This is a genomic window from Apilactobacillus timberlakei, assembly GCF_002993965.1.
Lineage (GTDB): Bacteria > Bacillota > Bacilli > Lactobacillales > Lactobacillaceae > Apilactobacillus > Apilactobacillus timberlakei.
The window spans coordinates 1-21,432 of record NZ_POST01000001.1; the positions used below are offsets into that span (position 1 = coordinate 1).

General features: G+C 30.5%; 18 protein-coding genes and 1 rRNA gene. 5 read left to right on the forward strand and 14 right to left on the reverse strand.

The features are described from left to right. The 7 genes from C7N71_RS00005 to C7N71_RS00035 form a co-directional block, all read right to left on the reverse strand. Positions 1-1,263 (reverse strand): 16S ribosomal RNA (locus tag C7N71_RS00005); the annotation flags it as partial. A 572-nt stretch (positions 1,264-1,835) separates the two neighbouring features. Further along, positions 1,836-3,896, reverse strand: a complete 2,061-nt coding sequence (locus tag C7N71_RS00010; protein WP_105987175.1) for an LTA synthase family protein — start codon at positions 3,894-3,896, stop codon at positions 1,836-1,838. A 22-nt stretch (positions 3,897-3,918) separates the two neighbouring features. Next, positions 3,919-4,935, reverse strand: a complete 1,017-nt coding sequence (locus C7N71_RS00015; RefSeq protein ID WP_105987176.1) for a lysylphosphatidylglycerol synthase transmembrane domain-containing protein — start codon at positions 4,933-4,935, stop codon at positions 3,919-3,921. 2 nt (positions 4,936-4,937) lie between these two features. Further along, on the reverse strand, positions 4,938-5,960 hold the full coding sequence (locus tag C7N71_RS00020) for a glycosyltransferase family 4 protein (RefSeq protein ID WP_105987177.1): 1,023 nt from the start codon (positions 5,958-5,960) through the stop codon (positions 4,938-4,940). 8 nt (positions 5,961-5,968) lie between these two features. After that, on the reverse strand, positions 5,969-7,156 hold the full coding sequence (locus tag C7N71_RS00025; RefSeq protein WP_105987178.1) for a glycosyltransferase family 4 protein: 1,188 nt from the start codon (positions 7,154-7,156) through the stop codon (positions 5,969-5,971). Between the two features lie 131 nt (positions 7,157-7,287). Then, the gene (gene ptsP / locus C7N71_RS00030) at positions 7,288-9,012 is read right to left on the reverse strand and encodes a phosphoenolpyruvate--protein phosphotransferase (protein ID WP_105987179.1); all 1,725 of its coding nucleotides are present in this window, start codon (positions 9,010-9,012) and stop codon (positions 7,288-7,290) included. Positions 9,013-9,014: 2 nt separating this feature from the next. Next, positions 9,015-9,281 carry a phosphocarrier protein HPr gene (locus tag C7N71_RS00035; RefSeq protein WP_105987180.1) on the reverse strand — a complete coding sequence of 89 codons (267 nt, stop codon included), beginning with the start codon at positions 9,279-9,281 and terminating at the stop codon, positions 9,015-9,017. Positions 9,282-9,818: 537 nt separating this feature from the next. Between C7N71_RS00035 and C7N71_RS00045 the strand changes: the two genes are divergently transcribed. Continuing rightward, positions 9,819-10,670 carry a MucBP domain-containing protein gene (locus C7N71_RS00045; protein WP_225361845.1) on the forward strand — a complete coding sequence of 284 codons (852 nt, stop codon included), beginning with the start codon at positions 9,819-9,821 and terminating at the stop codon, positions 10,668-10,670. Between the two features lie 17 nt (positions 10,671-10,687). Here the strand turns inward: C7N71_RS00045 and C7N71_RS00050 are convergent, their stop codons facing one another. The 4 genes from C7N71_RS00050 to recX form a co-directional block, all read right to left on the reverse strand. After that, positions 10,688-12,268, reverse strand: coding sequence for a peptide chain release factor 3 (locus C7N71_RS00050; protein WP_105987183.1), 1,581 nt, complete (start codon positions 12,266-12,268; stop codon positions 10,688-10,690). Between the two features lie 98 nt (positions 12,269-12,366). Next, positions 12,367-12,780: a glycerol-3-phosphate cytidylyltransferase gene (gene tagD / locus C7N71_RS00055; RefSeq protein WP_105987184.1), complete on the reverse strand. Its 414-nt coding sequence runs from the start codon at positions 12,778-12,780 to the stop codon at positions 12,367-12,369. Between the two features lie 27 nt (positions 12,781-12,807). Further along, the gene (locus tag C7N71_RS00060; protein WP_105987185.1) at positions 12,808-13,914 is read right to left on the reverse strand and encodes an AI-2E family transporter; all 1,107 of its coding nucleotides are present in this window, start codon (positions 13,912-13,914) and stop codon (positions 12,808-12,810) included. Between the two features lie 39 nt (positions 13,915-13,953). Continuing rightward, complete coding sequence (gene recX, locus C7N71_RS00065) at positions 13,954-14,757, reverse strand: recombination regulator RecX (RefSeq protein WP_105987186.1); 804 nt, start codon at positions 14,755-14,757, stop codon at positions 13,954-13,956. A gap of 77 nt (positions 14,758-14,834) precedes the next feature. On the opposite strand from recX, the gene C7N71_RS00070 reads away from it, so the two are divergent. Then, positions 14,835-15,293, forward strand: a complete 459-nt coding sequence (locus C7N71_RS00070; RefSeq protein ID WP_105987187.1) for a flavodoxin — start codon at positions 14,835-14,837, stop codon at positions 15,291-15,293. Positions 15,294-15,322: 29 nt separating this feature from the next. Here C7N71_RS00070 and C7N71_RS00075 read toward each other — a convergent pair whose 3' ends face one another. Next, positions 15,323-16,207, reverse strand: a complete 885-nt coding sequence (locus C7N71_RS00075; RefSeq protein ID WP_105987188.1) for a YihY/virulence factor BrkB family protein — start codon at positions 16,205-16,207, stop codon at positions 15,323-15,325. Continuing rightward, positions 16,197-17,321: a non-hydrolyzing UDP-N-acetylglucosamine 2-epimerase gene (gene wecB / locus C7N71_RS00080; RefSeq protein ID WP_105987500.1), complete on the reverse strand. Its 1,125-nt coding sequence runs from the start codon at positions 17,319-17,321 to the stop codon at positions 16,197-16,199. Before wecB ends, C7N71_RS00075 begins: the two co-directional genes overlap by 11 nt. Positions 17,322-17,516: 195 nt before the next feature. On the opposite strand from wecB, the gene C7N71_RS00085 reads away from it, so the two are divergent. Together C7N71_RS00085 and C7N71_RS00090 are read left to right on the forward strand one after the other, a co-directional pair. Continuing rightward, positions 17,517-18,452: a glycosyltransferase family 2 protein gene (locus tag C7N71_RS00085; RefSeq protein WP_105987189.1), complete on the forward strand. Its 936-nt coding sequence runs from the start codon at positions 17,517-17,519 to the stop codon at positions 18,450-18,452. Between the two features lies 1 nt (position 18,453). After that, positions 18,454-18,873, forward strand: coding sequence for a GtrA family protein (locus tag C7N71_RS00090; protein WP_105987190.1), 420 nt, complete (start codon positions 18,454-18,456; stop codon positions 18,871-18,873). Between the two features lie 49 nt (positions 18,874-18,922). On the opposite strand, the gene C7N71_RS00095 is transcribed toward C7N71_RS00090, so the two are convergent. Next, the gene (locus C7N71_RS00095; RefSeq protein WP_105987191.1) at positions 18,923-20,278 is read right to left on the reverse strand and encodes a gluconate:H+ symporter; all 1,356 of its coding nucleotides are present in this window, start codon (positions 20,276-20,278) and stop codon (positions 18,923-18,925) included. Between the two features lie 248 nt (positions 20,279-20,526). Between C7N71_RS00095 and rbsU the strand changes: the two genes are divergently transcribed. Further along, the gene (gene rbsU, locus C7N71_RS00100; protein WP_105987192.1) at positions 20,527-21,405 is read left to right on the forward strand and encodes a ribose/proton symporter RbsU; all 879 of its coding nucleotides are present in this window, start codon (positions 20,527-20,529) and stop codon (positions 21,403-21,405) included. Positions 21,406-21,432 lie beyond the last annotated feature (27 nt).

Below are 21,432 nucleotides of genomic sequence, written 5' to 3' on the forward strand. Positions count from 1 at the left end.
TTGCAGCCTGCAATCCGAACTGAGAATGGCTTTAAGAGATTAGCTTGACCTCGCGGTTTCGCGACTCGTTGTACCATCCATTGTAGCACGTGTGTAGCCCAGGTCATAAGGGGCATGATGATTTGACGTCATCCCCACCTTCCTCCGGTTTATCACCGGCAGTCTCACTAGAGTGCCCAACTTAATGCTGGCAACTAATAATAAGGGTTGCGCTCGTTGCGGGACTTAACCCAACATYTCACRACACGAGCTGACGACAGCCATGCASCACCTGTCTTASTGTYCCCGAAGGRAACGYCYWATCTCTWRGRYTKGCASTAGATGTCAAGASCWGGTAAGGTTCTTCGCGTTGCWTCGAATTAAACCACATGCTCCACCGCTTGTGCGGGCCCCCGTCAATTCMTTTGAGTTTTAACCTTGCGGYCGTACTCCCCAGGCGGARTRCTTAATGCGTTAGCTGCAGCACTGAGAGGCGGAAACCTCCCAACACTTAGCAYTCATCGTTTACGGCRTGGACTACCAGGGTATCTAATCCTGTTCGCTACCCATGCTTTCGAGCCTCAGTGTCAGTAACAGACCAGATAGCCGCCTTCGCCACTGGTGTTCTTCCATATATCTACGCATTTCACCGCTACACATGGAGTTCCACTATCCTCTTCTGTACTCAAGTCTCCTAGTTTCCGCTGCACTTCCTCAGTTGAGCTGAGGGCTTTCACAACAGACTTAAAAGACCACCTGCGCTCGCTTTACGCCCAATAAATCCGGACAACGCTTGCCACCTACGTATTACCGCGGCTGCTGGCACGTAGTTAGCCGTGGCTTTCTGGTTAAATACCGTCAAAGCGTAAACAGTTACTCTTACACTTGTTCTTCTTTAACAACAGAGTTTTACGAGCCGAAACCCTTCTTCACTCACGCGGCGTTGCTCCATCAGACTTTCGTCCATTGTGGAAGATTCCCTACTGCTGCCTCCCGTAGGAGTCTGGGCCGTGTCTCAGTCCCAATGTGGCCGATTACCCTCTCAGGTCGGCTACGTATCATCGCCTTGGTGAGCTTTTATCTCACCAACTAGCTAATACGCCGCGGGTCCATCCTAAAGTGATAGCAGAGCCATCTTTCAAGTTGGAACCATGTGGTTCCAACTAATTATACGGTATTAGCATCTGTTTCCAAATGTTATCCCCTGCTTTAGGGCAGGTTACCCACGTGTTACTCACCAGTTCGCCACTCGTCCCCCTGAGCCAGGATCAAACTCTCATCTTATAGATGAAAAGCTTTTAACTAGCTCATCAAATTAATTGTTTTTTATAAGCGAATTGACTTCGCTGTGTTTAATTGCTTACAATCTAAATTGCAAGTTCCTTACACATCATCGATTATCAATCTTGTTCAGTTTTCAAAGATCTACTTATCAGTTAACTGCTTTTATGAAGCAGCTTTTTAATTATATCATATCATCAACTTGATGTCAACAACTTTTTATAATTAATTTTTAAGTTGATATGTTGTCGTTCGTTATCTCAACAACGCAACATTAATTATTATGCCATCTTAACAAGTGAAAGTCAATAACTTTTTATAATTATTTTTCAATAACTTTTTATAATTATTTTTCAATAACTTTTTATAATTATTTTTCAATAACTAACTTGTCCTTTTCAACGACATTTATAATAATACCAAAGCTGTAAAACAACGTCAATAACTTTTTATAATTATTTTTATTAATTATTATAAACTAATAACAACAGGTATAATAATACCAATATAAACATAAAACGTCAACAAAAAAAGAGCATTCACAGAATAATTTGCGAATACTCTTTTTGTATTATCTATTTTAATTCAGGAGCATCTGTTTTATATAGATTTTCAGTATCATTAGTATGCAATTTATTAAGCAAGTCAGAATGTTTTTTTTGATTAGCATCTTTTAATTGCTTCATTGCAGCAGAATACTTATAATTAAAGTCTTTTTTATCGACTGTATTAAATCCTTTTGGTTTATAAAATCTCAAAAGATCGCCCAAAACAACCCTATCTGATAAAGAAAGTTCGGTCGTAACATGATCTTGCATAGATTTTATTTCCTTCTTTTGATTAGTGTTAGGATTAATAATTGATCCTTTCTTAGTATTATATACATTTCCACCTACAACAGTATATTTAGGAGAAACCAAATCACCATTTCTAAATGCAACAACTTGATTACGATGCTTAGATAGAAGATCATTACCAAATTGGATGGTATTATTATCCTTGTAACCTAATAAGTGTAGCAATGTAGGTAAAACATCAATTTCACCACCATAAGTGTGATTAATTCCACCCTTCAAACCATTCATATGAATCATAAATGGAACTTTTTGGAATTGAGCTAAATCATAACTATTGATATTTTTCTTATGCAACAATTGAGCAATCGCAGGTCTATGATTATTAGAAATACCATAATGATCACCATAAAGTACAATCATACTATTTTTCATCAAACCTGTTTTGTTCAAGTAATTGACAAATTCTCCAAAAGCTTGATCTAAATAGTGCGCTGTTTGAACATATGGGTCAACCGTATCGTCACCAGTCTTAGTTGCCGGGAAAGATTGATTTTGCTTATCAAGTTCATATGGATAATGGTTAGTTAATGTAATTAACTTAGCATAGAATGGTTGTGGCAATTGCTGAATATACTTAGCAGAATCTTTTAGGAATATTTTATCCTTTAGTCCATACCCAACGCTATATGAAGGCTTTTCAGTATAATAATCTGAATCAAAGAAATATTGATATCCCCAAGACTTATAAGTATTGTCACGATTCCAAAAACTTGGAACATCCCCATGAAATGCTGCAGTACTATATCCATGTTGGGCCAAAATTGCAGGTGCAGCTTGATAAGTATTTTGACTACCATAGCTAACCATTGCTGATCCTTGTGGTAATCCAAATAAAGAATTTTCTAGCATCATCTCAGCATCAGAGGTTTTACCCTGAGATACTTGATGGTAAAAGTTATCAAAAGAAAGCGTGCTTTTGTTATTATAAAATTTATTTAAGTTAGGCGTAACTTCCTTACCATCCACTTTATAATTCATTAAGAATTGTTGAAAACTTTCTAAATGCAAAATAAAGACGTTTTTGCCCTTAGCCTTACCAAAATATTCCATATTAGGTGAACTACGGTTATTTTTTAGATACTTAAGGACATCATTCATATCAGATGGTTTAGCTTCAGAACGAGTTTTACTTTCTTTATATGTTTGATAACCATTAAATGCAGCATATTCATTTAGTCCTAAATATTTAACAATGTAATTATTGTCAAAAGTTCTAGTTAATAGCCCAGAACGGTTAGCATTTGCAATACCAAACTCTGCAAAAATCAAGATGATAGACAAAATAGTCACCGCAAAGGCATTCTTCTTTTTAAACGGACAGTGATCAACTTTAATTATCTTAAATAACAATAAAATAATTAAGATTATTATGTCCGCAAATACAATAAAATCTAGTGGGTGAATAATTTCTGCTAGACTTTTTCCAAGATTATTTTGAACATCACCAGAGCCTTTAATAACTCCAAAAGATAAGAAGTCAGAAAATTCACGGTAATAAACAATATTAGCAAACAGCCATATTGATTCTACGAAATTAATAATTAACATTAACCAATATGCCAGCTTACCTCTAAAATAAAGCGCTATTCCAAAAATAAGTAACGCAGCTGGTATAGGATTAATTGCTAATAAAAATTCTTGGATTCCACCCTTTGCACCTAAAGTAAAATCCATTCGATATGAAATATAAGTTTTTAACCAGAAAAGTAAAATTGTTAATACAAAGAATCCAAACTTAGTATTAATAAATCTTCTGGTATTTTTAATGTTACTGGACATTATCAATGCCTCCGAAAATAATTTATTTTTTAGAAATTTTATCTGGTTTAATAAATAATGCTATTGCACCTAATATCATCCCTAAGTAGTAAGTTAACAATCGCCAAATCATAAGTGCCAAAACTAATTTTGTACTATTAGTTATATAACTTTTGAACAAAGCCTCAAAACTATATTCTGCCCCACCTGCTCCACCAGGAATAGGAAACAAAGATATAATCATAAATATTAAAACATGTAGACTAACTACAACAATAATATTTACCTTACTGAATCCTAGTGACAGCATTATAAAATAAGGGATAAGATAATAAAAAGCTAGTTGGAAAAATGTAATAATAATAATCTTAAACATAAGTTTCCATTGCTTAGCTATCTTTACACTTTCTTGGTGGAAGTTATCCACTTTTTCATCAATCATATTCTTAAAACTAACAAATTTATCATTACTAATGAAAAAGCGAACCGGCTTAATAACTACATCAATCATTTTTTTGGTAAATGAGTACCAATACATAATTAATAGTAAAATCGCAATTACAAATAAATGAATAACAAAACCAAAAATAACAAAAATAGCAAGGTAATGAAGCTTTTCTTCAATATATTGAAATCCGACAATAAGACTCATTATAAAGTTTAATACAATCATCCCTTGGAATATAATAAACTTCATCAAAAGAGCAGAACTAGCTTTACCTGCATCCACTCCTGTTTGAACCAATACATATAGCTGACCTGGTTGACCGCCAGAAGAAAATGGCGTAATACCATTAAATAACTGTTCTACTAGAGGAACTCTTAGAGCATCTTTAAAAGTAAAACGCTTCGACTGTGTGTTAACAATTATTTTGGTAATAACTGCTTCTAGCCCTAAATAAAGTGCCATACACATAAATGCTACTAAAATCCACCACCAATTAATGGTGAAAAAGTCTTGAATCAAAACACTAATTTGAATGTCTCTAATAAAGTACCAAAATATAAATGCACCAAACAGAAACATAATAACAAAAGTGATTGCATTTTTTTTTGACATTTTTAACCTTCTTTTGCTTGAGATATGTAAAAGCCATACCATATTGATGCTAAATGTTCCTCAGAATAATATTCAGAAGCCTTAAGCGATTTATCAGATAAAGCTTCTAATTTATTATGATTATTTTTTAATTCTTTAAGTTGAGCATCCATTTCATTAAAGTTGTCAAATGGAACATAATAGCCCTCAATAATCTTCTTATATAAGTCAAGATGTCTTAACATAACTGGTGTACCACAAGAAAAGGCTTCAAGAACTGACATTGGAAATAATTCATTATATGAAGGTAATAAAAATAAATCTGCAATATTATAATATTTAAATATCACATTGCGATCAACTATTCCTGGAAAATGTAGATTCTTAGGTGGATTATCAACTAATAATTTTAATTGCTTATAACCATCAGTAATTTTACCAAATGAAAATCCACCAGCCCATATAAATTGAACATCTGGATTAGACTGTGCAAGTTTAGCAAAATCTAAGACGCCCTTTCTTGTTTGAACTTGACCTGTACCTACTACTATAAAATCATCTCTGTTAAAACCCAATTTTTTTCTAATATCAGATTTCTTTTCATCTGACAAGGGATAAAATTCCTTTTTACTAACAAAATTAGGAATATAAGTAATATCTTTTTTAGATATACCATATTTTTCTAATTTTGGAATAAAGGTTGGATTGACAACTACAATATGATCCATTCTTTTATAAAAAGCAATAACATATTTATAAAAAATCCATTTAAATAGTTTAGGTAACTTTAAACTTCCTTCTAATGTTTCAGGCAAAAAATGAACATATCCAATTTTTCTCCCGCGTTTAGAAAGAAAAGTAGAGAAATAATAACTAAGATTAATTGTATGATAATGAGTAATTTGAGATTTACCATGCTTATTGATTTCAATATTAAATTCATTTGGAAAATGTTTTTTAAGCATTGAAATCAATTCAAGATAAGCGCTTCCCACTCCCTGGCCTTTAACTTTATCAGCCGTAGACAGCATATTGATATTTAACATAAGCCCTCCTAATCGTTTATTCTGGTCGAATTTCTGATTTGATTATTATATTCAATCTGTGCGTTTTTATAAAAAGCTGTCACACGATCAGCAAAATTTTGTGCGGAAATCTCATGAAGCTTCTTAGCTCTGATGTTATTGGCATCATTTGAATTAAACTTAACTTTATTATCTAAGTACCCTATTATATCTGAGACAAATTCATCTTCATTTGAAAATGTCATTCCTAAGGCCTTATTATCTAATAAATCATCAGTATATGGACCAGAAGTAACAACAACTTTTACGCCTGAAGCCATTGCTTCAATATAAGTTAAGCCTTGTGATTCAGAACTAGAACAAGAAACAAATAAATCAGCTAAATGGTAATAAGAACTAATCCTATCATTACTAATCTCACCAATGAACTTAACATTATTAGATAAATTCATTTTTTGTACTTGTTTTTCCAAATCTTTTTTGGCTGGTCCATCACCAACGATCATTAATTGAGTTTTTGGTTTTTCATTAATAATTTTAGGCATTATATCAATTAAGCCAGATATATTTTTTTCGTATGCTAATCGGCTAACTGACAATAGTATTTGAACATCTTCTTTATAACCTAGTTCACTTTTAAGACTCTTTTCTGGATTAACATCAAATTTATTAATATTAACTCCAGTTGGAATAATTCTAATTGGACTCTTTATCCCATATCTAACTAAAGTGTCCAATACACGTTTACTAGGCGCAATCACCCCTGACATATTATGACAAAAGGCCAAAGTTGCTTCTTTAACATGCACCGGTTTTAATAATTTCCCATTAGCAACATAATGTAGATAATCTTCGTACATAGTATGATATGTATGCAAACAAGGAATTCTTAAAAATTTAGAAACAAATTTCCCTATCATTCCCATGGAAAATTCTGTCTGTGTGTGAATTATATCTAAGTTTAATTTCTTAGCTATTTGATAAGCTTGAAACATTCCCCTAACAGCTATTCTACGATCTGTAAAAGAAACAAATGGAATACTAGAAAATCTAAATATATTTTTTTCATAAGTATTTTTGGATACATGCGGATCAGTAGTAGTAAAAATATAAACTTGATGACCGTTGTTTTCTAATTGGTCTTTTAAAGTTTTAATTGATGTTGCCACCCCACTGACTTGCGGAAAATAAGTATCAGTAAATATTCCAATGTTCAAAATACCACCACCTCCTTTTAAGCTATCAATTTATTGTAATTATATGTTTTTGGTCTTACCTTTGCAAACAGTCAAATAAAAAAAGAGCTAAAGAATTATATTTAAAAAGCATTCTTTAGTTCAAAAAGTGATTAAATTTTTATAAATCGTTGTTCTATTTTAATAACATCATTAACTGTACATGCATTTTTAATAATTTCTTCAGCCATTTTTTGCATTAAACTATAATCTAATAAACTAAGTAAAGCCTTAACGTCTAAAGTAGAGTTAATATTCATAGATAAATTTTTAAACCCCATCCCTATTAAAATAGGTAAGGCATATCGATTACATGCCATTTCACCACAAAGAGAAATATCTATCTTGTATGCATTAGCAACATTAACAACTCTCTCCAGCATTCTTAACAAAGCTGGATTTAAAGGATTATCTAAAGCTGCAACCGTTGGGTTTCCACGATCAGCGGCCATTACATATTGAATTAAATCATTAGTTCCAATACTCATAAAATCAACATTTTTAGCAAATTGATCAGCCATTATAGCAACAGAAGGTACTTCAACCATAATTCCCAATTTAGGATTTTTATAAGCAATGCCTTCATCATCCAATTTTTCCTTTTCTTCATTAATTATTTTTTTAACTTTATACCATTCATTTAATTCAGAAATCATTGGGAACATAATAGAAAGGTTTCCATAAATAGATGCACGCAATAAAGCTCTAATTTGAGTCCTAAAAATAATTGTTTTAGACAAACTAAAACGAATTGATCGATTGCCTAAAAAAGGATTTCTCTCACTACTATCATTATTATCTAAATATGGAACCTGCTTATCTCCACCAATATCTAATGTTCTAATTACTACCGGTTTATTATTCATTGAAGAAAGAATATTTTTGTAAACATTGAATTGTTCATCTTCAGTAGGCAAAGAATAAGAATCAATGTATAAATACTCAGTTCGATATAACCCAATACCATCAATCATATAATTTTTTATCAAGTTAACTTCTTTAGGGCTAGAAATATTTGCATTAATCTCTATTTTTTTACCATCTTTTGTAAATGCATTTCGTTTTTTTAATTTATCTAGTGGTTTTTCAGTTTGATTATACTTAGTTATCTTAAGACTATAGTCTTTAACCAGTTCATTACTTGGATTAACAATTACCTCACCAGACATTCCATTAACAATAATTAAATCATCGTTAGAAACATTTTTACTAATATTATTTAAACCAAATATGGATGGAATGTTTAAAGATTTTGTTAAAATAGCGGAATGCGAAGTATTCGTACCTAAGTCAGCAATAACTCCTTTAACATTCTTATTACTTAATTGAATAATGTCATTTGGGGTTAAATCTTCTGAAACAACAATCACAGGTGACTGAATCAAAGCTAAATCAGACATGTTCTTATTTAATAAATATGCAAGTAATCTTTTCCTGATATCATCTATGTCTTTGATCTTGTCTAACACAAATTTACCATTACCAGCATTCTTAAGTTTACTAATTCTGCGTTCCAATATTTCACTTACAGCAGTTTCAGCATTAACTTTGCTATCGATAATAAATCTGGAAACCTCATTAATAAAATTTGGGCTTGAAATAAAAGTTGCTTGTAATTTAAATATTTCTGAAGAAGCCGATCCCATATTAGTAATAACTACTTCTTCAATTTTATTTAAGTCATTGACAGCTCTTTTAATAGCATTATTTAAACGCTTAACTTGTTTACTAGGATTACCAATTTTCATTGTAGAAAAAGATAAATTGGGGTGCACTAATTTATATGCGTTAGCAATTGCATATCCCTTGCTGGCTGCAATTCCTTCATAATTAAGCATTCTTAATCAATTAAACCTTCTTTTTTAAATGATTCTGAAATTGCATTAATTGCGTTTTTTTCATCTTCACCTTCTGCTGAAACCATTATATCAGCATTTTGGCCTACTCCCAGTGACATTACACCCATGATTGATTTTAAATCAACTGACTTGTCTTGATAAGTCAAGCTTAATTCAGACTTGAATTTACTTGCAGTTTGAACTAACAAAGTTGCTGGGCGTGCATGAATTCCTGTTGCTGAAACTATTTTAAATTGACTTTTTTCCATTTTAAAATCTCCTCTTATTTACATAATAATTTTAGAATATCAATTAATTTTATAAAATACAAGATTTGTTAATTATCAGAATTATTATCAGACAAGTAAGTATAAGTGATTATTCCATTTTCACTTGCTTTACCAGAAACTCTTTTTCTAGTATCAAAATTCATGAATGCAACCTGAAAATCAAGAAACTCATCTGGTTTTATCACTAATTTACTAATTTCATTATTTTTTAGTTGATTTAATAATTCAGTATATTTTTGCTCATTGATAATACTATTCCTTCTTTCTCCTCTATTATATATGATTGTTTAGTAATAAGACATATTAATGCGATAAATTTATATATTAATTAAAAATTATAGGTAATTGAAAAGTAAAAATTAAACTCTCATATGTTATTATAATGTATGGGAGGGATATGAATTGTTTAAAATATTTAAAAAAATTATAAAAAATAATTTTCAAAGAAATAATTATAAAAAAACAAACTTAAATAACAAAAACCAAAAATCAGAAAACACCCTCCCACTAAATGCAATGAAGGTACATTGTATAGATGAAAATGGTAAGAGACTAGCAAAAGATGAAATATTTTATGGTCCTAAAAATACAAGAAATAATTATATAATTCCTAGTTTTCAAAATTATGTTATCTACAATATAACTGGTAATTTAAAATATTTTGTAGATAATAATGAAGTATTTATTGAATATCAAAAATTATACGGAAAACCAGTTAGTGTATTTTTTATAAATATCGAAAACTATTTATTACTTAAATCGCCTGAAATTAAGACTGGTAAAATAAACAGCTTATACCAAGTTAAGCCCCCCAAAATAAATGGCTATAAAAATATATCTCATAGTGGTAATTTAAATGGAACATTTAATAATAAAGTACAATCTGTAGTATTATATTACAAAAAATATGACTGGTTACAATTAACTCATGTAAATTTCTATATTAAAACTAGTCAAATTACTAAAGTATTCGATAATGCTGAATTATCAAAACCTGTTGGATTTATTCCACAAAATAGTATTTGGAAGATTTTTGCTAAATTACAAAAGAATGATTCCATCTGGCTAAATATTGGAAGCGATCAATGGATCATAGATAAAGAATTTACCAAAATCAAATATCCTTTTGGTAAGAAACTAACTAATACAAATAATTGGAAAATTCAAAAAATGAATGCGTCAACATTTTTAAAAACAAAAAGGACTCAAATATTTAACTATCCTGGTGGAGAAATTATTAACGATCATGTAAAAAGCAAAAAAGTGATGATTACTAATTCGATATTAGATAATGAAAATATTCTCTGGTATGAAATTAACAATCTATACTATATAAAATCAAGCGACATACAAAAAGCCCAATCTTAAAAGATTAGGCTTTTTCTTTATAATTTTGAAGTTAATTTAACATCTGGATATTTATCTGCAAACCAACGTTCAGCAAATTTATTTTCGAATAAGAATAATGGTTCATTATTAGTATCTTTTACTAAAATATTTCTAGAAGAAGACATCTTTTCATCTAGTTGTGATGGATCAATCCAACGAGCAGTTTTATGTCCCATTGGTTCCATTACTACTTCAGAATTATATTCATTTTGCATTCTAAATTGGAAAACTTCAAATTGTAATTGCCCAACAGCACCAAGAATATAATCACCAGTAGTATAAGCCGTATAAAGTTGAACGGCACCTTCTTGTACTAATTGCTTAATTCCTTTATGGAATGATTTTTGCTTCATAACATTCTTAGCAGAAACCTTCATAAACATTTCTGGGGTAAATTGTGGCAACTTAGTGAATTCAATTTTTCTTTTATCAGAATAAATGGTATCGCCAATTTGAAAATTACCAGTATCATATAGCCCAATAATATCACCAGCAACCGCATTTTCTACATTTTCGCGAGTATTAGCCATAAATTCAGTAACATTAGATAAGCGCAACTTCTTTTGATTTCTATCCAAAGTAACATCCATACCTCTTTCAAACATTCCTGAACAAACACGAACGAAAGCAATACGGTCACGATGTCTAGGATTCATATTAGCTTGAATCTTAAATACAAATCCAGAAAATTGTTCATCATCTGGCTTAACATCAACATCATTTGTAGTTTCATGCTCACTTGGCTTAGGAGCAAATTTTAAATATGCATCTAAAAATGTCTTAACCCCGAAATTAACTAAAGCTGAACCAAAGAATACAGGAGTTTGTTCACCATTTCTTATTTTATCTTCATCAAATGGATTTCCAGCCTCAGTAATTAAATCCATACTTTCTTTAGCATCTTGGTAAATAGTATCATCAGTAATTGGATCAGGTGATAATAAATTGCCATCATCGTCTAGTGGTAGATAAGGATTATTTTCATCCTTTGGACGATATAATTCAATTCTCTTATTGTATCGATCATATAGTCCCTTCAATATTTTACCCGAACCAATAGGCCAATTCATAGGATATCCTTCAATTCCTAAAACATCTTCTAATTGACTAATTAGTTCCATTGGATCTCTACTATCACGATCCATTTTATTCATAAATGTGAAAATAGGAATTCCACGCATCTTACAAATTTGGAATAACTTTTTAGTTTGTGGTTCAATTCCCTTAGCGGCATCAATTACCATAACAGCAGAATCAACTGCCATTAAGGTACGGTAAGTATCTTCTGAGAAATCTTGATGTCCAGGAGTATCCAAAATATTAATTCTTTTACCTGCATAATCAAACTGCATAACTGAACTAGTTACAGAAATACCACGTTTCTTTTCGATTTCCATCCAATCTGATTTGGCAAAGTTACCTGACTTTTTAGCCTTAACTGTACCAGCTTCTCTAACAATTCCTCCAAACAAAAGTAATTGTTCAGTAATTGTTGTTTTACCAGCATCCGGATGAGAAATAATCGCAAAAGTTCGTCTTTTATCTACACTTTTGTTTAAGCTTTTATTACTACTCATTTTTTGAATCCTTCCGTATTTAAAATAATATATAATTTTAATTGTAACATATAAAAAACATCCCTAGAATATAATATCCTAAGGATGTTTCATATTATTTATTTAGCTTCCCATTTTTTGTCATCGTTAAGACCTAAGTCATGCTTGATTTTAGTGGTTGAGATACCTTCAGTTCTTGGTAAATAAACTACTTCACAATAATCTTTTAAAAAGTCAAACTGGCCTTCCCAATCATCACCCATGACAAAGATGTCAATATTATTGTCCTTAACATCTTTAATCTTTTGATCCCATCCCTTTTCAGGAATAACATGATCAACATATCTAATTGCTTCTAATACATATTTACGATCTTCATAAGAAGTATATGCTTTTTTACCTTTTTCAGCATTAAATTCATCAGTTGATACACATACAGTTAAATCATCGCCTAATGCCTTTGCTCGTTTTAATAACCTTACATGACCCTTATGTAATAGGTCAAAGGTTCCATAAGTAATTACTTTTTTCATAAAATCTCCTGTTTCTTAGCATGTGTGCTATTCTTTTTCTCGTTGTAACAGCCATATAGAATATACATATTGAACAATTACTTTAACAACTGCATATAATGGAATGGCTAGAATCATCCCTAACAAGCCAGAAATATTACCAGCTGCTAATAAAATAATTATAATGGTTAGTGGATGAATATTCAAAGATTTTCCAATAACATTTGGATAAACTAAATTACCGTCAATTTGTTGAACAATTAAAACTACTATCACTACAGCAATTACTTTAGTGATATCTTCGGATAAAGAAACAAATAATGAAGGCATAATTCCAATATAAGGTCCAACATAAGGAATAATATTACATATTCCAGCAAAACATCCTAATAATAAAGCATATTTTTGTCCTATTAAGATATATCCAATTGATGTAAATACTCCAACAAAGAGACATTCAATCATTTGACCACCGATATAGTTAGAAATAGTATTGCTCATTTTTTTTAATAAATCTATTGTGTTGTCACGACGTTTAGGTGGTAAGACCTTTGCAATCCCTGGTAATAGTTTATGCCCATCTTTTAGCATATAAAATAACATTACTGGTACTGTAATCAAAACTACCACTGTTGATGCCGCCATTGAAATCACAGAACCAATACTACTTGTTAACCCACTTAGAAATTTCTGAGCATAAGAATATATATAACTTTGAAATTTGTTTACGTAGTCACTTAAATATACATTCTTCATAAATCCCTTATGTGAATAACCCTTTAGATAGTTGGTTGTATCATTAGCTAATGATGGCAAATTATTAATTAAATTAGTCACCTGGGTAACAATTCTAGGCATAAGAGAATATGTAGTATAAAAAATTAATAAGCCTAATAATAAAAAAACAAGTATTATTGCCATTAACCTAGACATATTTTTTTTACCAATATGAATTTTCATTAACAAATTAACAACTGGATTCAACATATAAAATAAAACTCCAGCAATTAATATAGGAATAAATACCGCCGAGAAAAACGTCCCAATTGGCGAGAAAATAAAATCTAATTTAGTACATATAAAGATAATACTAACCACCAACAATAACTCTATCGTCCATAAAATTAATGATGAACTTTTTATTTTATTAATCATACATAAATTAACTCCTTCTTTAGGATAAATTATAACATTTTAAAAATTGTTAAGCTTAGAATCTATAAAGTGATTAATATCGTCAATATTAAAACCTTTGCGGTAAAGTGATTGCTTAGTTTTTAAGCTTCTTTTTTGATTATCGTATTTTTTATTGCGTAACCAAAATTTTTCACCTTGTTCTTCCAATAAATTTTCTTGTTGTTCATCGTCAGGTTCTAAAGATAAAGAATCAATTGCAGATATTACGGTATCAGTACTATACCCTTTTTTTATTAAATTAACTTTAGTTTTCTGGATTCTGTTTTTAAATGCATCCCGCTTATGTTTGTTAAAAATCTTTTTAGCTTGGACAACACAGTTGTCCATTGTATCTTCGTCACTATAAAAATTTTCAATTGCATTTTGAATTTTATCTTCACTAACTGACTTAGATTTTAATTTAAAAAATACATTAGCGGGTCCCTTATCTTGTTTTTTAACTTCAGTTCTAACATAACTATCGGCATAATTTTGATCATTAATTAAATGTTGGCCTTTTAATTGATTGATTACCGTTTCAATTTCAGAATCATCTTCGGTAAAATTGCTTAGCTTTTTTACAACTTCATTCTCAGTTCTTAATTGATGAGACAAGAAGTCGATAGCTTTACTATATAATTTAGAAATATTATCAGCATTAATTAACTCATGCTTAAGTTTCTCATCTACCTCCATACCTTTAAATACTCGATACTTAATCATTACATTTTCACTAATTGGAAAAGCATAATGATCATCGATATATACATTGAAACGACCTTTACGTTTTTGTGAAGAAATTTTAGTTATCTTTGGGTTCATAGTTTTTCACTTTCCTAGTATAATTATTATATGAATGTTTAAAATATTTGATTAATATTTAGAAGGGATCGATTAAAATATTGAAAGCACATGTTGTATTTGCAACCATAACTGGTAATAATGAAGATTTGGCAGACATTGTTACTGAAGGCTTAGAAGATTTAGGTGCTGAAGTCAAGGAAACCGAAATTTCACAAACTGACACAGAAGAATTATTAAATGCTGATATTTGTGTAGTTTGTGCTTATACTTATGATGAAGGTCACCTTCCTGAAGAAGGCCTAGATTTCTTTGATGATTTAGCAGATATGGATCTTTCAAATAAAGTCTTTGGTGTTGCTGGATCAGGGGATGATTTCTATGAAGATTCGTACAATACATCCGTTGATAAGTTCATTGATCAATTCAAAAAGGCAAATGCTATTCAAGGATCAAAAGGCGTCAAAATTAACTTAGAGCCTGATGAAAATGATATTAAAACTCTTGATAAAATGTCTAAAGAGTTAGTAGATAAATATAATAATCTTAAAAAATAATCGTTGACTATTAATCAACGATTTTTTATTTATTTTTTCCTTTGAATTAAAGACTTTAATTTAAAACCCTGATTTTTAATTTTATCATTAAAACTATTTTGAAACGAAGCATTAATAACAGCACCGATTATTAAAATATTGCCTATCATATAAAGCCATAACATTAAGATTACAAAAGCACCCAAAGTTTTATAAGCATCCATACTTTTAGCAAAATAATGCAAATAGATTGAAAAACCTTTGGAAAGAACAATCATTCCAATTGTTACAACTGTTGATCCTAACCATACATAACGCCATTTAGTATTAACACTTGGTACAAAATAATAAAGAATTAGTATTAACAAAAATATTCCTAATATGGTTAATGGCATTCTTAGTATTATAAACAGATTAGTTATAACACGCGACAAGCCAATAAAGTTAGCTGAATATGTAATAATAACTTTACCAAATCCAAAGAATATTAAAAATATACCTAAAGAAACAATTAACAATAACATCCAAATAAACGAAACAATTCTGTTCATAAAACCACTAGTTTCATAAATACCATAAGCACGATTTACGGTTCTTTGAAATGCAGCTAATGCCCGACTAGCAGACCAAATAGTCAAAATTAATCCAATTGATAGATTATTACCACTAGCTCCATTTAAAGCTGACGAAATAATCGGTGTTATTGTATGCAAAATAGTTTCTGGTAAAAGTGGTGCTAAATAGTCAACTATTTCATATTGATTAATATTAAACAGTTTCAATAAATTACCAGCAATAATTGTAATTGGAAATAATGATAACAAAGCATAAAAGGCAATGACAATAGCAGAATCTCCAGCATTTGATTTCTTATATCGATTCATCACAATTGATATTAACCGCTTTAAATAATTTTTATAACTATTAATTTCCATTACTTTCAACACCTGATTCTTCGTTAATAAAAGTGTCTAGTGCTTTTAAAATACGATCTGAGGCTTTACCATCACCATATGGATTTTTAGCATGAGACATTTTTCTATAAACATCTTCATCATCTAGTAGTTGTTCCATGCTTTCTTTAATTTTTGTTGAACTAGTACCAATCAATTTAAGGGTTCCCGCTTTGACCCCTTCAGGCCTTTCAGTATGCTCTCTTAAAACTAGTACCGGTTTCCCTAGAGAAGGTGCTTCTTCTTGCACCCCACCAGAATCTGTCATTATAAAATAACTTCTAGCAGACATATTATGAAAATCAACTACATCTAAAGGATCAACAAGATGAATTCTTGAACAACCATCGAAAACTTCATGAGCCATTTTTTGTACTACCGGACTAAGATGAACTGGGTATACTACCTCAATATCTGGGTGTTTAATGACCTCTTCTTTAATTGCAGTAAATGCACGATGCATGGGTTCCCCCTGATTTTCTCGACGATGCATTGTTAACAAAATAATACGATGATTGTTATCAATATCATCTAAAACATCATGATGATAATTCTGATCAACTGTTTGTTTTAACGCATCAATCGCTGTATTGCCAGTGATATAAATTCTATTGCCATTAAAGTTTTGTTTTAATAAGTTACTTCTACTTAATTCAGTAGGCGCAAAATAAATATCTGACAATGTATCCGTCATTTGACGATTCATTTCCTCAGGATATGGAGAATATTTATCCCACGTTCTTAACCCTGCTTCAACGTGCCCCAGTGGTATTTTATGATAAAAAGCGCTTACTGAAGCTGCAAAGGTAGTTGTAGTATCACCATGAACTAAAATAACATCTGGATTAGTTTTATTAATGATATTATCTAACTTATTTATTACTGAAGTGGTAATTGAACTTAAGGTTTGCTCTTCTTTCATCACATGTAAATTATAATCAGGTACAATGTGAAAAATATCCATCACTTGATCCAACATTTCTTTATGTTGACCGGTTAAAACGGTAATTGGTGTAAAATTTTCTTTTTCTTCCTTCATCTTTAAAATGATTGGTGCCATTTTAATAGCTTCAGGACGTGTACCAAAAACAGTCATTACTTTAATTGGTTTTTTCAATTTAAATCCCCCGAGAAACTTGTATTCATTAATTTAATTATAACAAAATAATTTTAAAATGACGATTTTATGCTTATATACAAAATTTTATAAATATATTATTTTTTGTATACAAACATGAAAATATTATTCATTATGGTAAAATAAAATTAAATTGTTATGGAGGTTTATAAAGTGGAAACTATTGGTTTAATTGTTCCTTGTTATAATGAGGAACCTTCAATTGAATTATTTTATGAAGAAGTAGAACGTGTTTTTAATGAAATGCATAAAAATACTTTAAATTATAATCATGAATATTGGTTTATTAATGATGGATCATCTGATAATACATTGAATCTTATTAAAAAATTAAATGAAAAAGATGAAAATGTACATTATGTATCTTTTTCTAGAAACTTTGGTAAAGAATCTGCAATGGCTGCTGGTTTAGACAATGTTAGTGGTGATTATGTTGCTGTGATGGACGTTGATTTGCAAGATCCACCTGCACTTCTTCCTAAAATGATTAAGTACATAAAAAACGATGATTATGATGTTGTTGGTTGTGTTCAAAAAACAAGAAAACAAAATCCTATAAGAGCGTTTCTTTCATCAATGTTTTATAAAGTCATTAATAAGATGTCAGACGTAGAAATAAAACAGAATGTGCGTGATTATCGTTTAATGACTAGACAATATGTTGATAATGTATTAAAACTAAAAGAATACAATCGATTTACTAAGGGTATCTTTAGTTGGGTTGGCTTTAAAACTAAATATATTGAATACGATGGTGTTGAAAGAGCAGCTGGAACCTCACATTGGTCTTTGTATCAGCTATTAGAATACTCTTTGGAAGGTATCGTAGATTTCTCAGACGTTCCCTTAAAAATTGCTACTTGGGTTGGTGGAACATCATTTTTCTTATCAATTTTAGGATTGATTTTAGTTATATTTAGAGCAATCATATTTGGTGGATCTGTTGCTGGATGGCCTTCTTTAGTGTCAATTATTTTATTAATTAATGGAATTCAATTGTTCTGTTTAGGAATTGTGGGTAACTATATTGGTAAAATTTACCTAGAAACTAAACATCGTCCAAAATATATTGTAAAAGAGAAGAAGTAAATTGAATAATTTAGTTGAATTATATAAAAAAAATAAAGAAGTTATCTCATATCTTTTTTGGGGTGTCCTAACAACCGTTGTTGATTTATTAGTAGCATTCTTTTTAAATCAGCATACTAATATCAATACCTTTTGGAATACTGCAATTGCATGGTTAATAAGTGTATTGTTTGCATTTTTTACTAATCGTAAGTGGGTATTTCATTCAAGCGCTAAAAATATTAATGAAATTATTGTTGAGATGAGATCTTTTACTTTTGGAAGATTGGCATCATGGATAATGGAAGAAATCATTATTTGGATTGGACAAACATTAATGCACGGAAGCTTCAATGTAGTTAAAATATTAGCCCAAATAATTGTTATTATTTTTAATTACTTTTGGTCTAAATTTGTTGTTTTTATAAATCATAATAAATAAATAAAGCTACCAGTCATTTAAAATGATTGGTAGCTTTATTTTTATAATATTAATGAACAAATATACTTAAAATTAATACCATCAATAATCCAATTAAAGAAATTAGGGTTTCTAAAGTTGTCCATATCTTTAAAGTTTGTTTTACATCTAAATCAAAGTATTCTTTAAACATCCAAAATCCAGCATCATTAACATGAGATGCTGCTAGTGAACCGGCACCAATGGCAAGTGCCATTAACACAGGATTTACACTTAGAGAATGCATTAATGGGGTTACTAATCCAGCAGCAGTCATTCCTGCAACTGTAGCTGATCCCAAGGAAACACGTAATATAACTGCAATTAACCACCCCAAAATAATTGGAGATAAACTAGCGTGGGACATCATATCTTGAACCGCTTTACCTACCCCACCATCAATTAAAATTTGTTTAAAAGCAGAGCCACCACCAATAACCATTAATAACATTGCAATAGATTTAATAGCTTCAGTTACCGTATTAGTAATATCTTMCATTTTTTTACCACGATGAAAGCCCATTGACCAAATAGCAAATAACAAAGTAATTATCATTGCAATCACTGGATTTCCAATCATCGTAATAAAAGCATCAATTCCGTGAGGATTAGGTTGTGCCTTTCCACCATTAAATACCATGTCATAAATAGTTGCTATTGCCATTAAGATAACTGGTAATAGAGAAGTAAATGCTGCAATTCCAAAGCTAGGTGTATCTTTTAAATCATATTCTTTAATTTCACCAAAGGCTGGTAAAGATTTCTTTACAACAAACGTTTCAGGAGCAAATTTTTTAGCTAATTTTGTGAAAATAGGACCAGCAACAATAACACCAGGAATAGCAACAATAACACCTAATAATAGCATTTGACCAATATTAGCTCCTAATGCTGATGCTACTGCAGTTGGCGCTGGTTGTGGTGGTAGAAAGCCTTGCGTAGCTGATAAAGCAGCAGCCATTGGAATTCCCAAATAAACAAATGGTACATCTGCTTCTAAAGCTACCGCAAATACAATTGGTGTTAATAATACCAATCCAACTTCAAAAAATAAGGACATTCCAATGATAAATGAAGCAACTACAATTGCAAATTGAAGCTTTCTTTTACCAAACCAACTTATTAAAGTCCTTGCAATGCGGTATGACCCACCAGCATCCGAAACTAGTCGCCCAATCATAGCACCAAAACCAAATACAATAACTAATTCGCCAAGTGATCCCCCAATTCCATTTTTTATGGAAGTTGCAATACTTGCGGGATTCATTCCTAATCCAAGTGCAACTAAAACTGATGTAACTATTAAAGAGATAAAAGTATTTAATTTTAATTTTATGATTAAAAATAACAATAATAATATTCCTAATATTAACACTACAAATGGCATTTTATTTACCTCATCTTTTTTATTTTATATGAAAGCGCTTTATAACATTTAACAATTTTAATATTAGCATATAATTCAAAATAATGAAACCGATTTCATTGCTTTATTTACAATTTAAATTTATTATGTGTTATATTGTTATGAGAGGCATTATCATTGTGCGAATAATATTTTAATTAAATTCTATATATAATCATTTTAATTTATGATATTATTTTTAAATATCTTTAAATGGAGGAGGAAGAATTTTGAGCGCTATTGCTTTATTAGTTGGTCTAGGACCAGTTTTAGGATGGGGATTATTCCCTACTGTATCTGCCAAATTTGGTGGTAAGCCTACAAATCAAATTGTTGGTGCCACATTTGGTACTCTTATTTTTGCTTTTGTTTATTTATTAATTTCTGGTAATTCTATTCCAATGGGATCTAAATTTGTTTTATCACTAATTTCTGGTGCTGGATGGTCTTTTGGACAAATTATGTCTTTTAAGTCATTCAAATTAATCGGCTCATCTCGTGTAATGCCAATTACTACTGCTTTGCAATTGATTGCTACTGCATTGTGGGGAGTTTTTGCACTAGGCGATTGGGCTGGAACAACTAGCAGAATTATTGGATTTATCGCTTTAATAGTAATTATTATTGGTGCTACTATGACTGCTTGGCAAGAACATCCAGATAAACAAGGATCAAAAGACTTAAGAAACGCAGTTGTATTATTATTAATTGGTGTTATTGGTTATTGGTTATACTCTGCTGCACCACAAGCTGCTCAAATAAATGGTAAAGAAGCATTTTTACCACAAGCTCTTGGAATGTTTATAACGGCTGTTATTTACTGCCTAATTAATATTAAAAAAGATAATGTATTTAAACAAAAAGAATCATATTTACAAATTATTTCTGGATTCTTCTTTGCTTTCGCTGCATTAACTTACTTAATTTCTGCACAACCTGATATGAATGGTCTAGCTACTGGATTTGTACTTTCACAAACATCAGTGGTATTAGCCACATTAACTGGTGTTTACTTCTTACATGAAAGTAAAACAAGAAAAGAACTAGTCGTTACATTATTAGGTTTAATATTAATTGTTGTTGCAGCTACTGCCACCGCATTCTTATAAAAGATAGTTTAAAAGGACGCCCATAAA

Coding starts and splice junctions, on each gene's coding strand:
- C7N71_RS00035 (WP_105987180.1), bottom strand. CDS start 9,281: ATGGAAAAAAGTCAATTTAAAATAGTTTCAGCAACAGGAATTCATGCA.
- wecB (WP_105987500.1), bottom strand. CDS start 17,321: ATGACTGTTTTTGGTACACGTCCTGAAGCTATTAAAATGGCACCAATC.
- C7N71_RS00015 (WP_105987176.1), bottom strand. CDS start 4,935: ATGTCAAAAAAAAATGCAATCACTTTTGTTATTATGTTTCTGTTTGGT.
- C7N71_RS00010 (WP_105987175.1), bottom strand. CDS start 3,896: ATGTCCAGTAACATTAAAAATACCAGAAGATTTATTAATACTAAGTTT.
- C7N71_RS00060 (WP_105987185.1), bottom strand. CDS start 13,914: ATGATTAATAAAATAAAAAGTTCATCATTAATTTTATGGACGATAGAG.
- ptsP (WP_105987179.1), bottom strand. CDS start 9,012: ATGCTTAATTATGAAGGAATTGCAGCCAGCAAGGGATATGCAATTGCT.
- C7N71_RS00020 (WP_105987177.1), bottom strand. CDS start 5,960: ATGTTAAATATCAATATGCTGTCTACGGCTGATAAAGTTAAAGGCCAG.
- C7N71_RS00045 (WP_225361845.1), top strand. CDS start 9,819: ATGAAGGTACATTGTATAGATGAAAATGGTAAGAGACTAGCAAAAGAT.
- C7N71_RS00050 (WP_105987183.1), bottom strand. CDS start 12,268: ATGAGTAGTAATAAAAGCTTAAACAAAAGTGTAGATAAAAGACGAACT.
- C7N71_RS00075 (WP_105987188.1), bottom strand. CDS start 16,207: ATGGAAATTAATAGTTATAAAAATTATTTAAAGCGGTTAATATCAATT.
- tagD (WP_105987184.1), bottom strand. CDS start 12,780: ATGAAAAAAGTAATTACTTATGGAACCTTTGACCTATTACATAAGGGT.
- recX (WP_105987186.1), bottom strand. CDS start 14,757: ATGAACCCAAAGATAACTAAAATTTCTTCACAAAAACGTAAAGGTCGT.